This window comes from Rhodopila sp., assembly GCF_035548235.1.
GTDB lineage: Bacteria > Pseudomonadota > Alphaproteobacteria > Acetobacterales > Acetobacteraceae > Rhodopila.
Map to the genome: position 1 here is coordinate 1 of NZ_DASZTJ010000094.1, position 15,834 is coordinate 15,834.

Here is a 15,834-nt window from a genome sequence, read left to right on the forward strand (position 1 = left end):
GCACCGCCAGCGCGCCTGGGCACTGTGGGGCAGCTACATTGCGCTGGGCATCTTCGTGATCATCTTCCTGGTGCCGCCGTTCTACACGCTGATGACCAGCCTGAAGTCGTCGGCGGAGATCTCGGCGCAGCAGGGCAGCCCGTGGATCGTGCACCACCCGACCTTCGAGAATTTCTGGTACCTGATCACCTACCCGAACTTCCAGACCTACTACCTGAACTCGGTCATCGTCACCCTGCTGACGGTGGTCATATCGATGGTGATCTCGGTCCTGGCGGCGTTCAGCATGGCGCGGATGGGGTTCTGGGGCAGCCAGACCCTGTCGACCGGGGTGTTCCTGACCTACCTGGTGCCGCCGTCGCTGCTGTTCATCCCGCTGTTCAAGATCATCGGCGCACTGGGGCTGATCAACAACTTCTGGTGCCTGGTCATCCTGTATCCGACGCTGGCGGTGCCGTTCTGCACCTGGATCATGATCGGCTATTTCAGCTCCATTCCCAGGGAACTGGATGAAGCCGCGCTGATCGACGGCGCGGGATACCTGCAGATGCTGTGGAAGATCTTCATCCCCGTGGCGATGCCCGGCATCATCGCGGCGACGATCTTCGCCTTCACCGTGTCATGGGGTGCGTTCCTGTATCCACTGGCGTATCTCTACACGTCAAACCAGATGGTGCTGACGGTGGGAATCATCTCCGACCTGATCCGCGGCGACGTGTTCCAGTGGGGCAAGATCATGGCCGCGTGCCTGCTGGCATCGCTGCCGCCGATCATCATCTATGCGTTCCTGATGGACTACTACGTCGCCGGCCTGACGGCAGGCGCGACGAAGGGCTGAGCGAAACGACACGGCGTGGATGGCCGGGGCACCCCGGCCATTCCGATAGGGAGAGAGAAAACACATGGCTGAAGTGTCCTGCCGCAAGGTCATCAAGGAGTACGATGGCGGCGTGCAAGCGGTGAAAGGCATCGACCTGGACATCGCCGATCATGAATTCGTCGTCCTTGTCGGCCCGTCGGGCTGCGGCAAGTCGACGACCCTGCGCATGATCGCGGGGCTGGAGGAGATCACCGGCGGCGAAATCTGGATCGGCGGCGAGGTCGTCAACGACGTCCCTCCCCGCGACCGCGATATCGCGATGGTGTTCCAGAACTATGCGCTCTACCCGCATATGTCGGTGTTCGAGAACATGGCCTTCGGCCTGAAGCTGCGCAAATTCCCCAAGAATGAGATCAAGCGCCGGGTCGACGAAGCCGCACGCATCCTCGATATCGTTCCCCTTCTGGAGCGGAAGCCGCGGGCGCTGTCCGGCGGCCAGCGCCAGCGCGTCGCCATGGGCCGAGCGATCGTGCGCAACCCGAAGGTGTTCCTGTTCGATGAACCGCTGTCGAACCTCGATGCCAAGCTGCGCGTGCAGATGCGCACCGAGATCAAGAAGGTCCACCAGACCGTCCGCACCACCACCGTCTACGTCACCCACGACCAGGTGGAGGCGATGACGCTGGCCGACCGCGTGGTGGTGATGAACGGCGGCGTGATCGAGCAGGTCGGTGCGCCGCAGGAACTATACCACAACCCGGCCACCCGCTTCGTCGCGGGCTTCATCGGCTCCCCGGCGATGAACTTCCTGAACTGCCGGGTGCAGGACGCCTCTGCCGGCGGGCTGGAGATCCGGGTCGCCGACGGCCTCCATCTGCCGGTCCCGCCCTCGCGCGCCGATCGTTACGGGAAATACAAAAACCGCGAGATGACGTTGGGCCTGCGCCCCGAACACCTGTTCGAATACCACGACCAGGGCAAGCCGGGCTGGAGCCGGGTAGAGCTGCCGGTCGACGTCGTCGAGCCGATGGGCATGGAGACGATGGTGCACTTCTTCGTCGACGGCACGCCGGTCTGCGCCCGCGTCGATCCTGCGACCCATTGCGAACCGGGCCAGATGCTGCCGCTGACCGCGGACATGAACCAGATGCACCTGATGGAGCCCGAGACAGGCAAGGTCGTCTGAGACATTGATCCCGGTCACGGTCGTCACCGGGGCGCTGGGCAGCGGCAAGACGACGCTGATCGGTCGCACGCTGCGCGACCCCGCGTTCGGGCGCACGGCGGTCATCGTCAATGAGTTCGGGGCGATCCCCCTGGACCACGACCTGATCGCCAGCGCCGATGAATCGGTGCTGACGCTCGCCACCGGTTGCCTCTGCTGCACCGTCCAGACGGACCTCGCCCGTACCATGCTGGACCTTGCCGCTCGGCGCGACGCCGGGGAACTCGTCTATGACCGGGTGCTGGTCGAGACATCGGGCCTCGCCGATCCGGCCCCGCTGATGCAGGCGCTGCTGGGGGATGCGGCAATTGCGGCCACCCATCGCGTGCCGTTGGTCGTGACCCTGGTGGACGCGGTGCATGGCGAAGCTGCCTTGGACGAACGGCCGGAGGCGCGGCGGCAGGTGGCGCTGGCGGACCGGTTGCTGATCTCCAAAACCGACTTGTGCCCGGCGTCGCGAATGCTGCTGGACCGGCTGGCCGGCTTGAACCCGCAGGCGCCCCAATCCGCCGCCGGCCAGCTCGACTTGTTCGGGGATCCCGCCCCCATCGGTTTGGCGACCCGGCTGCGGGACCTGCCCGGTCCGGCGGGACATGCGGACCTGGAAAGCTTCGTGCTGACGCTCGATCGTCCGATGCCGGCGCTGGCCCTGACCCTGCTGCTGCAGGCGCTGGCGGAACATTGCGGCCGGCGGCTGCTGCGGCTGAAAGGCCTGGTGGCGATAGCCGAAATGCCAGGCCAGCCCGCCGTCATTCACGGCGTCCGCCACGTCGTCGCCGCGCCCGATTTCCTGCCGGCCTGGCCCAGCGAGGACCAGACGACCCGCATCGTGTTCATCGGCCAGGGCATCCCGCGCTGGTTCCCGGCCCGCCTGCTCGCGGCGATCGAGGAGGAAGTCCGGGACGCCGTGGCCGCATAATCCCTTCCCCGCCTGGTGAGGAACAGCCATGCGTTCGCTGCAATTACGGATCCGTCGGTTTCCTAACAAACTGTAATCAAATAGCCATTCGGGTCGATATCGGTACTAATGGCCGGATTTGGGTCCGGATCACGGCCTCGGCAGGACGCTTGGCGGCGGAGACCCCTACCCGTCGGTAGGAACTTCGTTCTAAATTCGGCGGATCATTGGAAAGATTCTCCGCATGATTTCCGCGCGCATCGCCAAACTCTGCTCCGGACGGCTCCACTATGCGTGGATCGCCCTGGCGGTGATGTTCTGCGGCATGCTGGCGGGCGTGGCGGTACGGGCGGCGCCGGGCGTGATGATCGTGCCGCTCCAGCGTGCCTTCGGCTGGGACGTCTCGACCATTTCCGGGGCGGTGTCGCTGAACATCATCCTGATGGGCGCGACGGGTCCGTTCATCACCGGGCTGATCCAGGTGATCGGCCTGAAGCGCACGGTGGTGGGCTGCCTGACGCTGCTGATGACGGGCACCGGACTGTCCTATTTCATGACCGCGCCCTGGCAGATGTTCCTGACCTGGGGGCTCATGGTCGGCATCGGGTCCAGTGCCGGCGCCGTCGGCATCGCCGGCGCGGTGGCCAATCGCTGGTTCGTCCAGCGCACCGGCCTCGCGGTCGGGTTGCTGACCTCGGCCAATGCCGCGGGACAGCTCATCTTCCTGCCGCTGATGGCCTATGCGGCGGAAGCCTATGGCTGGCGGGGCGTGGCGGTGGGCGTGACCGCCGCGATCGCCATCGCGATCCCGCTGGTGGCGATCCTGCTGCCTGAATCCCCCGCCGCCGTCGGGCTGCCGGCCTTCGGCACTACCGAGATCGTGCCGGATGCCGTCCACAGCGGCCACAACCCGTTCGGCGTCGCGTTCATCGCCCTCGGCAAGGCGTCGAAGTCGCCGGATTTCTGGCTGCTGTGCCTGACCTTCGGGGTCTGCGGCTTCTCCACCAACGGGCTGATCAACACCCACCTGATCGCCTATTGCGCCGACCATGGCATCCCGGAGATGCAGGGTGCCTCCATCCTGGCGGTCATCGGCATCTTCAGCCTGATCGGTTCCACCATGTCGGGCTATCTCTGCGACCGGTTCAATCCGCGGGTCCTGCTGTTCTGGTACTATGGCCTGCGCGGCCTGTCCCTGGTGCTGATGCCGTTCAGCGATTTCGGCGGCCTGAGCCTGGGCGTGTTCTCGATCTTCTACGGCCTGGACTGGGTGGCGACGGGCCCTGCCACATTCGCGCTGACGAACGAGGTGTTCGGCCGCCGCGACGCACCGGTGATCGTGGCCTGGATCTTCGCGGCGCATCAGATCGGCGGATCGGCCGCCGCCCTGGGTGCGGGCGCGGTACGCAGCCTGTCCGGCAGCTATCTGCTCGCCTTCCTGGCCAGCGGCCTCGCCTGCCTGATGGCCTCGATGCTGGTGCTGCGCGTCTCGCCCCGGAGCGCCCTGGTCCCGGCGGCAGAGTAACATCGCACGCGCACCAGTTGCGAAACGGGGGACGAATACCCCAGCTTGTAACATGCTTATTCGCCACCAAGCGCCGGCGCTCCGATGAAGCACGGCCTCATCCGCGTCGGCATTTCCGGCTGGACCTATGCACCGTGGCGCGGGGTCTTCTACCCGCGCGGCCTCGCGCATCATCATGAACTGCACTTCGCCGCCGACCATTTCCCGGCGATCGAAATCAACGGCACGTTCTATGCCCTGCAGACCCCCGACAGCTACCAGGCCTGGCGGGCGCAGGTCGGCGCCGACTTCGTCTTCGCCCTCAAGGGCCCGCGCTACATCACCCATATCCTGCGGCTGAAGAACGTTCGCACGGCGCTGGCCAACTTCATGGCATCCGGCCCCCTCGCCCTGGGCCCGCATCTCGGTCCGATCCTCTGGCAGTTCCCTCAGAACATGCGGTTCGACCCGCAGCGCTTCGCCTCTTTCCTCGACCTCCTCCCCCGCGACACGGCCGAGGCCGCTCGGCTTGCCATCGGTCATGACCGGCACGTTCCCAAGGCCTGGACGGCGATCGACCGCAATCGCAAGCTGCGCTACGCGTTCGAGGTGCGGCACGACAGCTTTCGCGTCCCCGCCTTCGTCGATCTGCTGCGCGATCACAACGCCGCCCTGGTCTGCGCGGATTCCGCCGCGTGGCCGCGCCTGATGGATGTCACCGCCGACTTCGTCTACTGCCGTCTCCACGGCGCGACCAAGACCTATGAGAGCGACTATGACGAAGCCGCGCTGAGCCTCTGGGCGCAATGGGCGAAGACCTGGGCCAATGGCGAGGAGCCTGCCGACGCCGCTCGCATCGGCGCCCCGGCGCGTCGGAAGCGGCGGGACGTCTTCATCTTTTTCGACAACGACCGCCGTGTCCGAGCGCCGGCCAACGCTCAGGAACTGATCCGCCGCCTGCGGGCGTGAGGGGTGTGCGTCAGGCTGGCCAAGGGTCGGGAAGCGTGCTCTATCGGCCGGAGCAAAGACACGACCCAAGGCAACCCGGACCCTCGCATGAACGACGCCAAACCCCCCGCCATCCCTCGTCCGGCCGCGACGATCCTGCTGCTGCGCGACGGCACGGAAGGCCTGGAGGTCTTCATGGTGGTCCGCCACCACCAGATCGACTTCGCGGCCGGCGCCCTGGTGTTTCCCGGCGGCCGGGTAGAGGACGCCGATCATGCCCTGGCGGTGAATGTCGCCCCCGACGGCACGCATCTGCCGTCTTTCCGCATTGCCGCCATCCGTGAGACGTTCGAGGAATGCGGCGTCCTGCTTGCGCGGCCACGTGGCGCGAACGCCATCATCGACACGGACATCCTGAAGCGTCTGGACGACCGTTTCCGTACCAAGCTGAACGCCGGGACCATCGACTTCGACGCGGTCCTGGCGGCCGAGGACCTGGAGCCGGCCCTGGACCACCTGGTCCATTTCGCCCACTGGATCACGCCGGCCAACCAGCCCAAGCGCTACGATACGCAGTTCTTCCTGGCGCAGGCGCCGGCCGCGCATCTGGCAGTGCATGATGGGTATGAGGCGGTTGAGTCGATCTGGATCCGCCCGGCCGATGCGCTCGCCGGGACCGAAGCCGGGCGCTACAAGCTGGTTTTCGCCACCGCCAAAAACTTGGAGAAACTGGCCCGTTTCCCGACCGCCGCCGCAGCGATCGACGCAGCGCGCTCAGCCCGCGTCGTGACGGTCGAGCCGCAACCGATACGGCTGGAAGGCACGAAGCGCCTGCTGCGGATACCGGCCGAAGCCGATTACGGGGGCAGCGAATTCATCGTCGATTTTCCGCCGGCGTCGTAACGACGCCGGTCTCAGGCGACCAGGCGAACCGGGGCGCGGGTCTCGAACGCTTCCGCGAAGCGGTCGCCCATTTCGCGGACATCATTTTCGTCAACGTCGTCCACGCGCAGGAAGAGATGATCAGTCAGGCGCTCATACAGGCCGAGACCATTGCGGGTGTAAAAGCGCGTGCCGGGCACTGGTTCCCAGACGTCTTTCATGGTTCTCCCTCCTTGTCGCCATCTCGCCGTCTTCATGCAGCGAGACATGCGGCGACCGGCTGCACACATCCTGCAAATGTGGCGCTTTGTCAATCTATGGCTGCCTGAATCTCAGGCAGTTCGCCGAAGAGTAGGATCAGGGAAAACCTCAGTATCTGGGGGTTGAGATCGGTTCGAATGGCTAGGTGTTGATCGCTCGCCGATCCAGGTCCATTTCGCGATTTATCGACAAGCCTAACGACGCACGATTATATCGTCGCCGTGACGGGCCGCGGCGTTATCTTTTACCGCCGGTTAGGCGATGGAAAGGTCAGAGAGCCGGGTCGACGGCTTCACCGGATGCCACGGTCCGTGGTTTCTTCTTCCCAGCCCTTGCCCCAGGTCGTTCAACGCCAGCGCCGCGCAGCCATCTCCCGCCTGGGGATATGCTCCAGCCGCGTGTCGTGGCCCAGGATCAGGACGACGGTCGCGGATACGATCGGTCCCAGGGCGAGAATCATCAGGCCATAGGTGAAGCTGCCTCCCGTGGCGTCGCGGACCAGCCCGAACAGATAGGGGCCGAAGAACCCGCCCAGGTTTCCCAGGGCGTTGATCAGCGCGATCCCGCCCGCCGCGGCGGTGCCGGACAGCATCGCGGTCGGCAGCGACCAGAAAGTCGGTCCCGTCGACGACTGTCCCATCGCCGCAACCACCAGCATCACCATGGTCATCACCGGATCGGTCATCATCGCCGTCGCGATCAGCCCTGCCGCGCTGACGGTATAGGCGGCGGCGACATGGCGGGGACGCTCGCCGCTGTGGTCCGAGTGGCGGCCCCACCAGATCATCGCCAGTGCGGCGAACACATAGGGGATCGCGTTGATCACGCCGGTCATGCCGAACCCGGCAGCCAGGCGGTGCACGATCTGCGGCTGGAACAGCACGATGCCGTAGCCCGAGAACGTGCCGCCGAAATACACCAGGCTCAGCAGCAGGACGCGCCGGTCGAACAGCGCCTCCCGCAGGCCGAAATGCCGGATCGCCTCCCGCTGGGCACGTTCGGCGTCCAGGCGCTCGGTCAGCCAGGCCCGCTGCTCCGCCGACAGCCAGTGTGCCTCCGACGGCCAATCGGTCATGGTCAGCCAGAAGGCGATCCCCAAGACCACGGCGGGCACGGCTTCCAGGACGAACAGCCACTGCCAGCCGGCCAGGCCCATCCAGCCATCCAGGTTCAGCAGCTCGCCGGACACCAGCGAACCCAGGATGTTCGACAGCGGGATCGCCGCCATGAACACGCCCACGATGCGGGAGCGGTAGTAGGACGGGAACCACCAGGTCAGGTACAGGATGATGCCCGGAAAGAACCCGGCCTCGGCCAGGCCCAGCAGGAACCGGACGCTGTAGAAGGACACCGGCCCGGTGATCAGCGCCGTGCAGGCCGAGATGATGCCCCAGGTAACCAGGATCCGAGCGATCCAGCGCCGGGCGCCGACCTTGCTGAGCAGGATGTTGCTGGGGACCTCGAAGAGGAAATAGCCCAGAAAGAAGATGCCGCCGCCAAACCCGTAGACGGCGGACGAAAAACCCAGCGCCTTGTTCATCGTCAGCGAGGCGAAGCCCACATTGACCCGGTCGAGATAGGCAACGAAGTAGCAGACGATCAGCATCGGCAGCAGCCGGCGGGATACGCGCCGGATCGTCTCGCGTTCGATATCGGTCACCTCATGAGCCAGCACCGCGGGTGACGGCATCCCTTGCATGGTCGTATCTCCCTGTAACGATCGGGACGTTCTCGGTCCCTTGTATTTGTCGCGGCTGCATCAGGTTGCGTGATAATCGTCATAGGTGCAACCCTGGCGCTAAAGAAACGTGAAGCGCGAAATCATGAATGAAAATTCGCGCATTCACCGGGATGACCTCGGTGGGCGCTCCAAGTATCATCGTGTCATGACCAGCCTGTCCGACCGCATGATCAAGATCATTGCCTGGCGGTCGGAGCAGCCAGCACCCCTGCGTTGGCTGCTGACCGGGCTGATCTTTGCCGCCGCCGCCTTGGCTCGCACGGCGCTGGGCCCGCTGCACGGGGCCAATCCCGCGCTGTCCTTCTATCCGGCGATCATCGTCGTGGCCACGGTCCTCGGCTGGCGGGAGGCTGCGGTCCTGCTGGTCCTGTCAATCGGACTTGGCATCTGCCTGTTCCTGCCGCCGGGACTTTATCTGCTGCCGATCACCTGGGCGATCGTCGGCGCCCTCAACATCCTCATCATTGCCACCCTGAAAAACCTTGCTCGGCAGCTTCAGACGGCAAACGAACAGCAACGCGTGCTGTTCGCGGAGTTGCAGCACCGGGTGGCGAATACGTTGCAAAGCGCCGCCGGCAGCATCGAACTGGCGAAGCGCCATGTCGAAGCCTCCCCCTCCCGTGCCGCGGAGACGCTGGATGAGGCGTCGCGGCGCGTCGCCGTCGCGGCCGATGTGCATCGGCGGCTGAACGATCCGGCCACGGTCCGGACCGCACTGCGTTCGGTCCTGCGTGACGCCGTCGCCAGCGTCATCGATCCGAAACAAGTGAAACTCGTCTTCGATATCGAACAGCCGGCGCTGACGCTCGACCAGATGAGCACGCTGACGATGATCATCATCGAATGCGCCCATAATGCGCAGAAGCATGTCTTCGAAGCCGGGTTGGGCTCGATGTTCCTGGTGTCGCTGAAGGCGCCGCGGCCCGATCGCGGGCTTCTGGTGATCCGCGACGACGGTCCCGGCATGGCGGCGCCGGAGGCACAGGACGGCCGCAAGCTAGGGCAGAAGCTGATCCGGCGGCTGGCGGCCAGCCTGGGGGCGAGCGTGAGCCTGACCCCCGGACGGGGGACCGAGTTCGTCATTTCCTTTCCGCTGGAAACCGCCGGCCAGGCCTTGGCCGCTATGCCTTGACCAGCGGGCAGCCGCCTTCGTTCATCGGTCGGAACGCTTCTTCGGCCGGTGTCACGGCAACGACTTTCAGCAGGTCCCATTCGTGCCGGCTCTCCGCCGGTTCTTTCGCCTGCAACAGGTAGCACGGATGGATCTTCCGGCCATCCTCGCGGATTCGGCCGACACCGAAACAATCGTCATCGGTCGGCATGGCCTTCATCCGAGCGACGGTGGCAGCACCGTCTTTTTTGGCGATGGCGGGGCCGAGATCGGCGACGGCCTTCAGATAGTGCAGCGTCGCGGCGTAGTCGCCGGCCTGCCCCATGTTGGGCCATAGTTTCACTTTCGGCTGAATCCGCGCCTGGAACGCCCGCGTGCGATCATTGAGGTCCCAATAATAGGATTCGCTCAGCAGCAGCCCTGACGCCATGCGCAAGCCCAGGGCATGCACGTCGGTCGAATACATCAACAGGCCCGCCAGCTTCATCGTCTTTGTCAGCCCGAACTCGTGCGCCTGCTTGATGCAGTTGATCGTATCGGTTCCGGAATTGCAAAGCCCCAGCACCTTGGCGCCCGATGCCTTCGCCGCCAGCATCATGGAGGAGAAGTCGGTGGTTTCCGGGAACGGATAGGATTTCGACCCGACGACCTTTCCACCGGCGGCCGTCACGAAGCTGGATGTGTCCTTCTGCAACTGCTGGCCGAAGACGTAGTTGGCGCTGATGAAGTACCAACTGTCGCCACCGGCCTTGACCATTGCGCCGCCGGTCGATTTCGCCAGCATGTAAGTATCGTACGTCCAGTGCACGGTGTTCGGCGTGCATTGCAGCCCGGTCAGCTCGGTCGTTGCGGATACGGTATTGAGGAAGACCTTGTTCTTCTCGCGTGCGATCTGGTTGATCACCAGCGCGCAGGACGACGCGGCGCCGTCGAAGACCATGTCGACGCCTTCCTCGTCGAACCATTGCTTGCAGATCGACGCCGTCAGGTCGGGCTTGTTCTGCACGTCGGCGACGAGCACCTCGACATTCAGGTTATGGGCGGCGGCGAATTCCTGCACCGCCTGGCGCGCACAGGCAACGCCGGTGGGGCCGGTGTTGTCGCGGTACGGGCCTGATTCGTCCGCCAGCGATCCGATGCGGATCTTCGGGCGCGAACTGGATTGCGCATGGGCGCGAAGCGGCAGGGTCGCGGCAGCGGCACTGGCGATCAGGCGACGGCGTGGCAGCATGGTCGCGTTTCCTTGTTCGTTTTCGGCAATCTTAACGTACGCGCGACGATGCGGCCAGCCGCGGCCGTTTGCGCAGCCGCACGTCACCCGTCATCCTGCGGACACAGATCAAACCGAGGACGCCAGGATGACCGGCCGCACCGACAACCACCGCATGCACATGTCCGTCACCGACGCCCGCGCGCTGGGTGAAGCCGCGATGCGCGGCGCAGGCTATGACCGGGAGGATGCATGGATCCTGACCGACCACGTCCTGGACGCGGCCCTGTGCGGCTATGAATATTCCGGCCTGCCGAAGCTGCTGAACGTGGTCGATGCCGCGGACTTCAAGCTGCCGCGCAAGCCTGTATCGGTGGTAACGGAATCCGGGCCGGCCGCGCTGCTCGACGGCGGCAACACGACCGGAATGGTCGCGGCCTATCGTGCGACCGAGGCAACGATCGCCCGCGCCCAGGCGAACGGGCTGGCGATCGTCAGCCTGGGCAATACTTGGATGACCGGACGCAGCGCCTATTACTGCGAAATGATCGCCCGCGCCGGCCTGGTCGGCATCCACACCGTCGCCTCGCCGCCTGCGGTCGCGCCGTTCGGCGGCGCCAGGCCTGCCCTGGGTACGAACCCGATCGCGTTCGGGTTCCCGACCGAGAGCGATCCCCTCGTCATCGATATGGGGACCTCGGCGTTCATGGCGACCGACCTCCAGTTCCGCGCCCGCCTCGGCACCCCCATCCCGGAAGGCGTCGCGCTCGGCCCCGACGGCCAGCCGACGACGGACGCACGGACGGCACAGCAAGGGACGCTGCTGCCGTTCGGCGGACCGGAAGGCGGCTACAAGGGCTTCGGCCTCGCTTTGGCCATGAGCGCGCTGGGGGCGCTGAGTTCAGGGGTCCATGCCGCAGGCCAGGTCAGCGGGTACCTGTTCATCGCGTTCAAGCCGGACCTGTTCCTGACGGGAGAGGAATACCGGCGGGAAGTCAGCCGGAGGATCGAGACGATCAAGGCCACCCCGCGACAGGACGGGGTGGCGGAGATCCGCATCCCGGGCGAACGGGCCTATAAGACCCGCGCACGGCTGACGCAGGAGGGGATCGAGATCGACCGGAAGATCTTCAACGCGCTGCGCCGGCTGTCGGAGGGACACCTGGATCACGGAGGGTAGAGCCAGTCCCCCTACGACCCGGCGCCTTGCGCCCCACCTTTAGCCCCTGGACCGACCAGCGCGAACGGCCCCCACAACGACGGGTGTGCGCCCTCCGGCACGTGCAGCAAGTCCAGTTGGGCCTGGCGCAACGCTTCTGCGCTGCTCTCCCCGTGCCGCATATTGAGCAGCATGGAGGCGCCGATCCGCGCCGCGGCGATGTCGTTGATATACCAGTGCGTCAGCAGCAGCCCGCGGGCCCCGGCAAAGAAGAACGCCCGCGCCAGGGTCGACAGGCTCTCCCCTGCCGTCACGCCGCCGCCCGAGTTGCAGGCCGACAGCAGCACGAGGTTCGCATCCAGGTTCAGCCCCAGCACCGTGCCGGCGGAGATCAGCCCCTGCGATGCATCGGGTCCGTTCGGCGCCGCTGAGGCGATGATCACCGGGTCCTGCAGGCACGCCAGGTCCGACGGCAGTACGCCATGCGTCGCCAGGTGCAGCACGCGGTAGTCATGCAGGTCGGCATGCGTCAGCGCATTGGCGGTGAACGCCTGGCCGGTGACCGGCTGGGCCGTGCCAGCCCCCTCGATCCGCGCCGCCAGGGATAGCTCCAGCGCCGCCCCCGGCAAGGCCGGCAAGGCCGCGAGCTGCCGGCCGCATTGCGGATCGGCGGGGAAACTGCGCATCGCATAGGCGACCGGCATGGGCCGCGGCACGCCGAACCCGATCCAGGGCCGAGGCGCCTTCGACTCCCCCGCGTGCCGCAGCGCCACCAGGCTGGCGGCGGCCGGCAGGTGGGTGATCGGGAACTGCTCGATCAGATAGGCATTCCCCGCCAATCCGGTGGGCGCACGGGGCGGTGCGGTGACCAGGATGCCGTACGGGATTTCCAGCAGCGGCCCGGCCGGCACAACCAGCAGGCCCTTCACCCCGTCCAGGCGGAATCCGCCCAGCACCGCCTGATCGAGCTGGTAGGCCGCACCGGCGGCGAACGGCTTCTCCCCGGCGCCGTCGTCGACGCTGGCGCGGACCGCTCTCACCATTTTGCCGATGTCGCTGGTCGTCGCGCCGACCGGCGCCACCGCGATGCGCCCGTCGCGCAGCAGGAAGTTCCAGCCGTGCCCGTTCGGCGGCAGCGTCGTCAGCAGCAGGGCCTCGCCGGGCGCCAGGACCGAGGACACGTCCTTTGCCGACGTGACCGACTGCACCAGTTGGGCGAACCCCGGTGCGGCCGCCTGCACCGTTCGGTCGGCATCGTCGACCCCGGCCTCCGCCGCGGCGATGCGCTTGTCATAGGCTGAAAGGTCTACCTGCTGGCCCGCCGGGGCCTGCGCCAGGGCCGCGTCGCGTTCGCGGTAGAGCGCCGACAAGGACGCCAGGGCCTCGTCCCGATGCTGGATGGCCGCGCCGACTTTCGGATCCCGCGCGCCCTCCGCAAGGCGGGCGGCGGCGCGGGCGATCTGCGTGGTGGTGGCCGCGCCCTGGGCGAGCTGGGCGGCCTCGAACCCCTCGGCGAGGCGGGCCTGGTCCTGCGGGTCGGCAACGAAAGCATCGACGCAGGGAGCGATCAGGCCTGGGCTCGTCCCCTCCCGTAGATGCGACAGGATGCCGATCGCCTTACGGCACAGCCGCAGCGCCTCGGCGTCCTTCGGTCCCAGCGCACCGGCGCGCAGCAGCAAGGTCTCGGCATAGGGCCGTGATTCCGGCACGCCACGGGCGAAGCGTTCGGCCGAGGCGGCGAAACGGCTATCGGCGACGCCGGTGGCCCCGGCGCTGGCGGCCACCGCGCCACCGGTACGGTCCAGCCGCGCCTCGATCAGGTCCGCACCCGTCAGGCCCGGCACCGAGGCCGCAAGCTGCGAGGCCTTGGCGAGTTCCGCCTGTGCCTCTGCCGTCCGTCCGGCGGCCCGCAGGGCGGCGGCAGCGTTGCGCCGCGCTTCGATCACCCCGACCACCGCGCGCTGCGAGGTCGGGTCAGGCAACACGTCACGGGTGACCAGCAGCGGCGCGAGCATCGATCCCTGGTCGACCGAGGCCGTCCCTCCGCCTCGCACGCCGGCGGGCAGGAACGGTGCGTATTGCGCCTCGGCCCGAGAGAAATCGGCCAGCGCGGCGTCGGTGTGCCTCTGGTTGGCTTCGGCGAGGCCGCGATACAGCATGAGTTGTGCCGGCAGCAGCGGATCGGCGGCGCGCGGGACCAGCCGCTGGGCGCGATCGAACAACGCAGCCGCTTCAGTGTTGCGGCCCTGGTTGGACAGTTGCAGGGCCAGCAGCATCAGCGGCAGCGCGGTATCCGGCGACCCCGCGCCCTGCACACGTTCCTGCAGCGCCAGCGCCGCGCGATACGCCGACTCCGCGGTCGTGAACCGCTCGGCCTGGTTCGCGTCGCGCGCGGCATTCATCAGCGCGTCGTACTGGGAGAGGTCATTGGTCGTGTAGGCGTGCTGCGTGAGCTGACGGGCGACCATGTCGATCGCCTCGGATGTTGGTGGCGCCTGGTTGGCGCCAACCACGCCGGACACCACGCCGACCGCCTGGATGGCCGCCGGCAGGGCGGGCAGCACGCCGTCCACCTGCCAGTCCTTGCCCCCGGCGTTCGCGGTCAGCAGGAAGGCGGGCCAGCCGCCGTTGCGCTGGCGGCACTGCATCAGCATCGCCGGGTGCGACCCCAGGATGGTGGTCGGATGCGGTGCCTCGCACTCCAGCCGTGCGTCGAGGCCGGTCCGCGCATCGGATGTCGCGGCGGCAAGGTTCGCGCCCGCGGCCGAACGGACCCGTGCGCTGGGCGATTGCCACTCACCGCACCAGACATCCCCGCCGCCACCGCTGGTGACCAGGCGGCACGCCTCGCCGGACGCACTCTTGCCGACGGCCACGCCGCCCTGCGCGGACGCGGAGGGCACATAGGCGCTGGGAGGCGGCGCGGTGCAGGCCGCAACCAGCGCGACAAGGGAGGCCACGACAGGCAGGGTGGCAGCGCGAAGCGTGCGGCAGTTCGCCCTGCCTCGTCCTGAGGGGATGGGAAGGAAAACGCGCATCAGAAATCCTCCGACCGGACGTTCGGAGGCGCCAGCTCGAGGTTTTCCGCCGGATCGCGCGTCGGACGGGTGGACAGGCCGATCGTCGGCGGGGTGGGCGTCGTCAGGACGTTCGGCGTCAGCGTCCGATCGAACCGGCGGGGGTCATTCTCCCGCAGCAATGTGCTGGGTGAGTTGGCGACGCCGATCGGCGGCAGGACGGTGGTGACGAGGTTGACCAACGGCGGCGGTGCCGGCGGCGGCGAAGGCGGTGCCGGTGGCGCAGGCGGTGGCGTCACCGGATGGCAGACGGCGACGCCGATCGGACAGCCATTGAAGGTGAAGTTGTTGGCGTTGGGCGGCGGATCGCCCAGCGGCGTGCCCTGCGCGGTCGCCCGCACCCCGATCGCTGCCGCCGCATCGGTGCCGATCCCGGCGATGCTGCCGGTCAGGACCGCGTTGGTGCCGCCCAGGACCTGCAACCCGGCGGCGGCGAGCGAGCCCGTCGCGGTACCGGTGTCGCTGAAGAACAGCAGCACCTGCATCGTGTGCGCATCCAACGCATTGAAGGCGATGGTGGGGGCGACGACGTCCAGCACGAGGCCCTGCGCCTCCCCGCCCAGCGTCGCGCTGTTGGCGTCGACCAGAATGGCGGACGCCGCCGAGATCAACCCGTCGGTGATCACGATCGGCCCGGACAGGATCAAGGCGCCGGTGCGGGCGATCGCGGAGTGTCCGTTCACCGTCAGTGTGCCGTCGTTCGATCGCAGCACGGTGGCCGTGCCGGTCGCGGTGCCGTCGATCGTCAGGTCCTGGCTGTTCACCAGGGCCAGTTCGCCGCCTGCCTGGACGGTGTTCCCGACCGGCACCATCAGGTTCGGCATCACGTCGTTGAAGCCGAACGCCCCGCCGGCGGTCGAGGACAGAAGTTCCGAGACCTGATTGTTGCCACCGAGATCGATCAATCCGGTCGCCGCCAATGTAAGCTGATCGGCGACGATGATCCCGTTCCCGGATTCGGCGATATTGCCGCCGGATGCCAGCGACACGCTCGGGCT

Annotated in this window: 12 protein-coding genes and 1 pseudogene; 8 read left to right on the forward strand and 5 right to left on the reverse strand. The window is 67.0% G+C overall.

Going from position 1 to position 15,834, the window contains the following annotated elements; translation table 11 throughout:
• The 6 genes from VHB27_RS07625 to VHB27_RS07650 form a co-directional block, all read left to right on the forward strand.
• Positions 1-838, forward strand: an 838-nt coding sequence (locus VHB27_RS07625; RefSeq protein WP_325598874.1) for a carbohydrate ABC transporter permease, incomplete at its 5' end; no start/stop codon positions are given.
• A 64-nt stretch (positions 839-902) separates the two neighbouring features.
• Complete coding sequence (locus VHB27_RS07630; RefSeq protein ID WP_325598876.1) at positions 903-2,006, forward strand: ABC transporter ATP-binding protein; 1,104 nt, start codon at positions 903-905, stop codon at positions 2,004-2,006.
• Positions 2,007-2,010: 4 nt separating this feature from the next.
• Positions 2,011-2,964, forward strand: a complete 954-nt coding sequence (locus tag VHB27_RS07635) for a CobW family GTP-binding protein (RefSeq protein ID WP_325598878.1) — start codon at positions 2,011-2,013, stop codon at positions 2,962-2,964.
• A 223-nt stretch (positions 2,965-3,187) separates the two neighbouring features.
• Entirely contained in the window at positions 3,188-4,468 is a 1,281-nt protein-coding gene (locus tag VHB27_RS07640) for an MFS transporter (RefSeq protein WP_325598880.1), read from the forward strand.
• An 84-nt stretch (positions 4,469-4,552) separates the two neighbouring features.
• Positions 4,553-5,416 (forward strand): DUF72 domain-containing protein, encoded by an 864-nt coding sequence (locus tag VHB27_RS07645; RefSeq protein WP_325598882.1) that lies wholly within the window; start codon positions 4,553-4,555, stop codon positions 5,414-5,416.
• Between the two features lie 87 nt (positions 5,417-5,503).
• Complete coding sequence (locus tag VHB27_RS07650; protein WP_325598884.1) at positions 5,504-6,298, forward strand: NUDIX hydrolase; 795 nt, start codon at positions 5,504-5,506, stop codon at positions 6,296-6,298.
• An 11-nt stretch (positions 6,299-6,309) separates the two neighbouring features.
• Here VHB27_RS07650 and VHB27_RS07655 read toward each other — a convergent pair whose 3' ends face one another.
• Positions 6,310-6,498, reverse strand: a complete 189-nt coding sequence (locus tag VHB27_RS07655; protein WP_325598886.1) for a hypothetical protein — start codon at positions 6,496-6,498, stop codon at positions 6,310-6,312.
• A gap of 386 nt (positions 6,499-6,884) precedes the next feature.
• Complete coding sequence (locus VHB27_RS07660) at positions 6,885-8,237, reverse strand: MFS transporter (protein WP_325598888.1); 1,353 nt, start codon at positions 8,235-8,237, stop codon at positions 6,885-6,887.
• A 187-nt stretch (positions 8,238-8,424) separates the two neighbouring features.
• On the opposite strand from VHB27_RS07660, the gene VHB27_RS07665 reads away from it, so the two are divergent.
• On the forward strand, positions 8,425-9,411 hold the full coding sequence (locus VHB27_RS07665) for a sensor histidine kinase (RefSeq protein ID WP_325598890.1): 987 nt from the start codon (positions 8,425-8,427) through the stop codon (positions 9,409-9,411).
• Here VHB27_RS07665 and VHB27_RS07670 read toward each other — a convergent pair.
• Positions 9,401-10,621, reverse strand: a complete 1,221-nt coding sequence (locus VHB27_RS07670; RefSeq protein WP_325598892.1) for an ABC transporter substrate-binding protein — start codon at positions 10,619-10,621, stop codon at positions 9,401-9,403. The genes VHB27_RS07665 and VHB27_RS07670 overlap by 11 nt on opposite strands.
• A 127-nt stretch (positions 10,622-10,748) precedes the next feature.
• Between VHB27_RS07670 and VHB27_RS07675 the strand changes: the two genes are divergently transcribed.
• A complete protein-coding gene (locus tag VHB27_RS07675; RefSeq protein ID WP_325598894.1) occupies positions 10,749-11,780 on the forward strand; it encodes an Ldh family oxidoreductase in 1,032 nt (343 codons plus the stop codon).
• Positions 11,781-11,791: 11 nt separating this feature from the next.
• Here VHB27_RS07675 and VHB27_RS07680 read toward each other — a convergent pair whose 3' ends face one another.
• Together VHB27_RS07680 and VHB27_RS07685 are read right to left on the reverse strand one after the other, a co-directional pair.
• Entirely contained in the window at positions 11,792-14,797 is a 3,006-nt protein-coding gene (locus VHB27_RS07680; protein ID WP_325598896.1) for a CHAT domain-containing protein, read from the reverse strand.
• Positions 14,797-15,834: pseudogene (locus VHB27_RS07685) on the reverse strand (hypothetical protein); the annotation flags it as partial. The gene VHB27_RS07680 and the pseudogene VHB27_RS07685, both read right to left, overlap by 1 nt.

Coding starts and splice junctions, on each gene's coding strand:
- VHB27_RS07645 (WP_325598882.1), top strand. CDS start 4,553: ATGAAGCACGGCCTCATCCGCGTCGGCATTTCCGGCTGGACCTATGCA.
- VHB27_RS07655 (WP_325598886.1), bottom strand. CDS start 6,498: ATGAAAGACGTCTGGGAACCAGTGCCCGGCACGCGCTTTTACACCCGC.
- VHB27_RS07650 (WP_325598884.1), top strand. CDS start 5,504: ATGAACGACGCCAAACCCCCCGCCATCCCTCGTCCGGCCGCGACGATC.
- VHB27_RS07680 (WP_325598896.1), bottom strand. CDS start 14,797: ATGCGCGTTTTCCTTCCCATCCCCTCAGGACGAGGCAGGGCGAACTGC.
- VHB27_RS07640 (WP_325598880.1), top strand. CDS start 3,188: ATGATTTCCGCGCGCATCGCCAAACTCTGCTCCGGACGGCTCCACTAT.
- VHB27_RS07665 (WP_325598890.1), top strand. CDS start 8,425: ATGACCAGCCTGTCCGACCGCATGATCAAGATCATTGCCTGGCGGTCG.
- VHB27_RS07670 (WP_325598892.1), bottom strand. CDS start 10,621: ATGCTGCCACGCCGTCGCCTGATCGCCAGTGCCGCTGCCGCGACCCTG.
- VHB27_RS07660 (WP_325598888.1), bottom strand. CDS start 8,237: ATGCAAGGGATGCCGTCACCCGCGGTGCTGGCTCATGAGGTGACCGAT.
- VHB27_RS07675 (WP_325598894.1), top strand. CDS start 10,749: ATGACCGGCCGCACCGACAACCACCGCATGCACATGTCCGTCACCGAC.
- VHB27_RS07630 (WP_325598876.1), top strand. CDS start 903: ATGGCTGAAGTGTCCTGCCGCAAGGTCATCAAGGAGTACGATGGCGGC.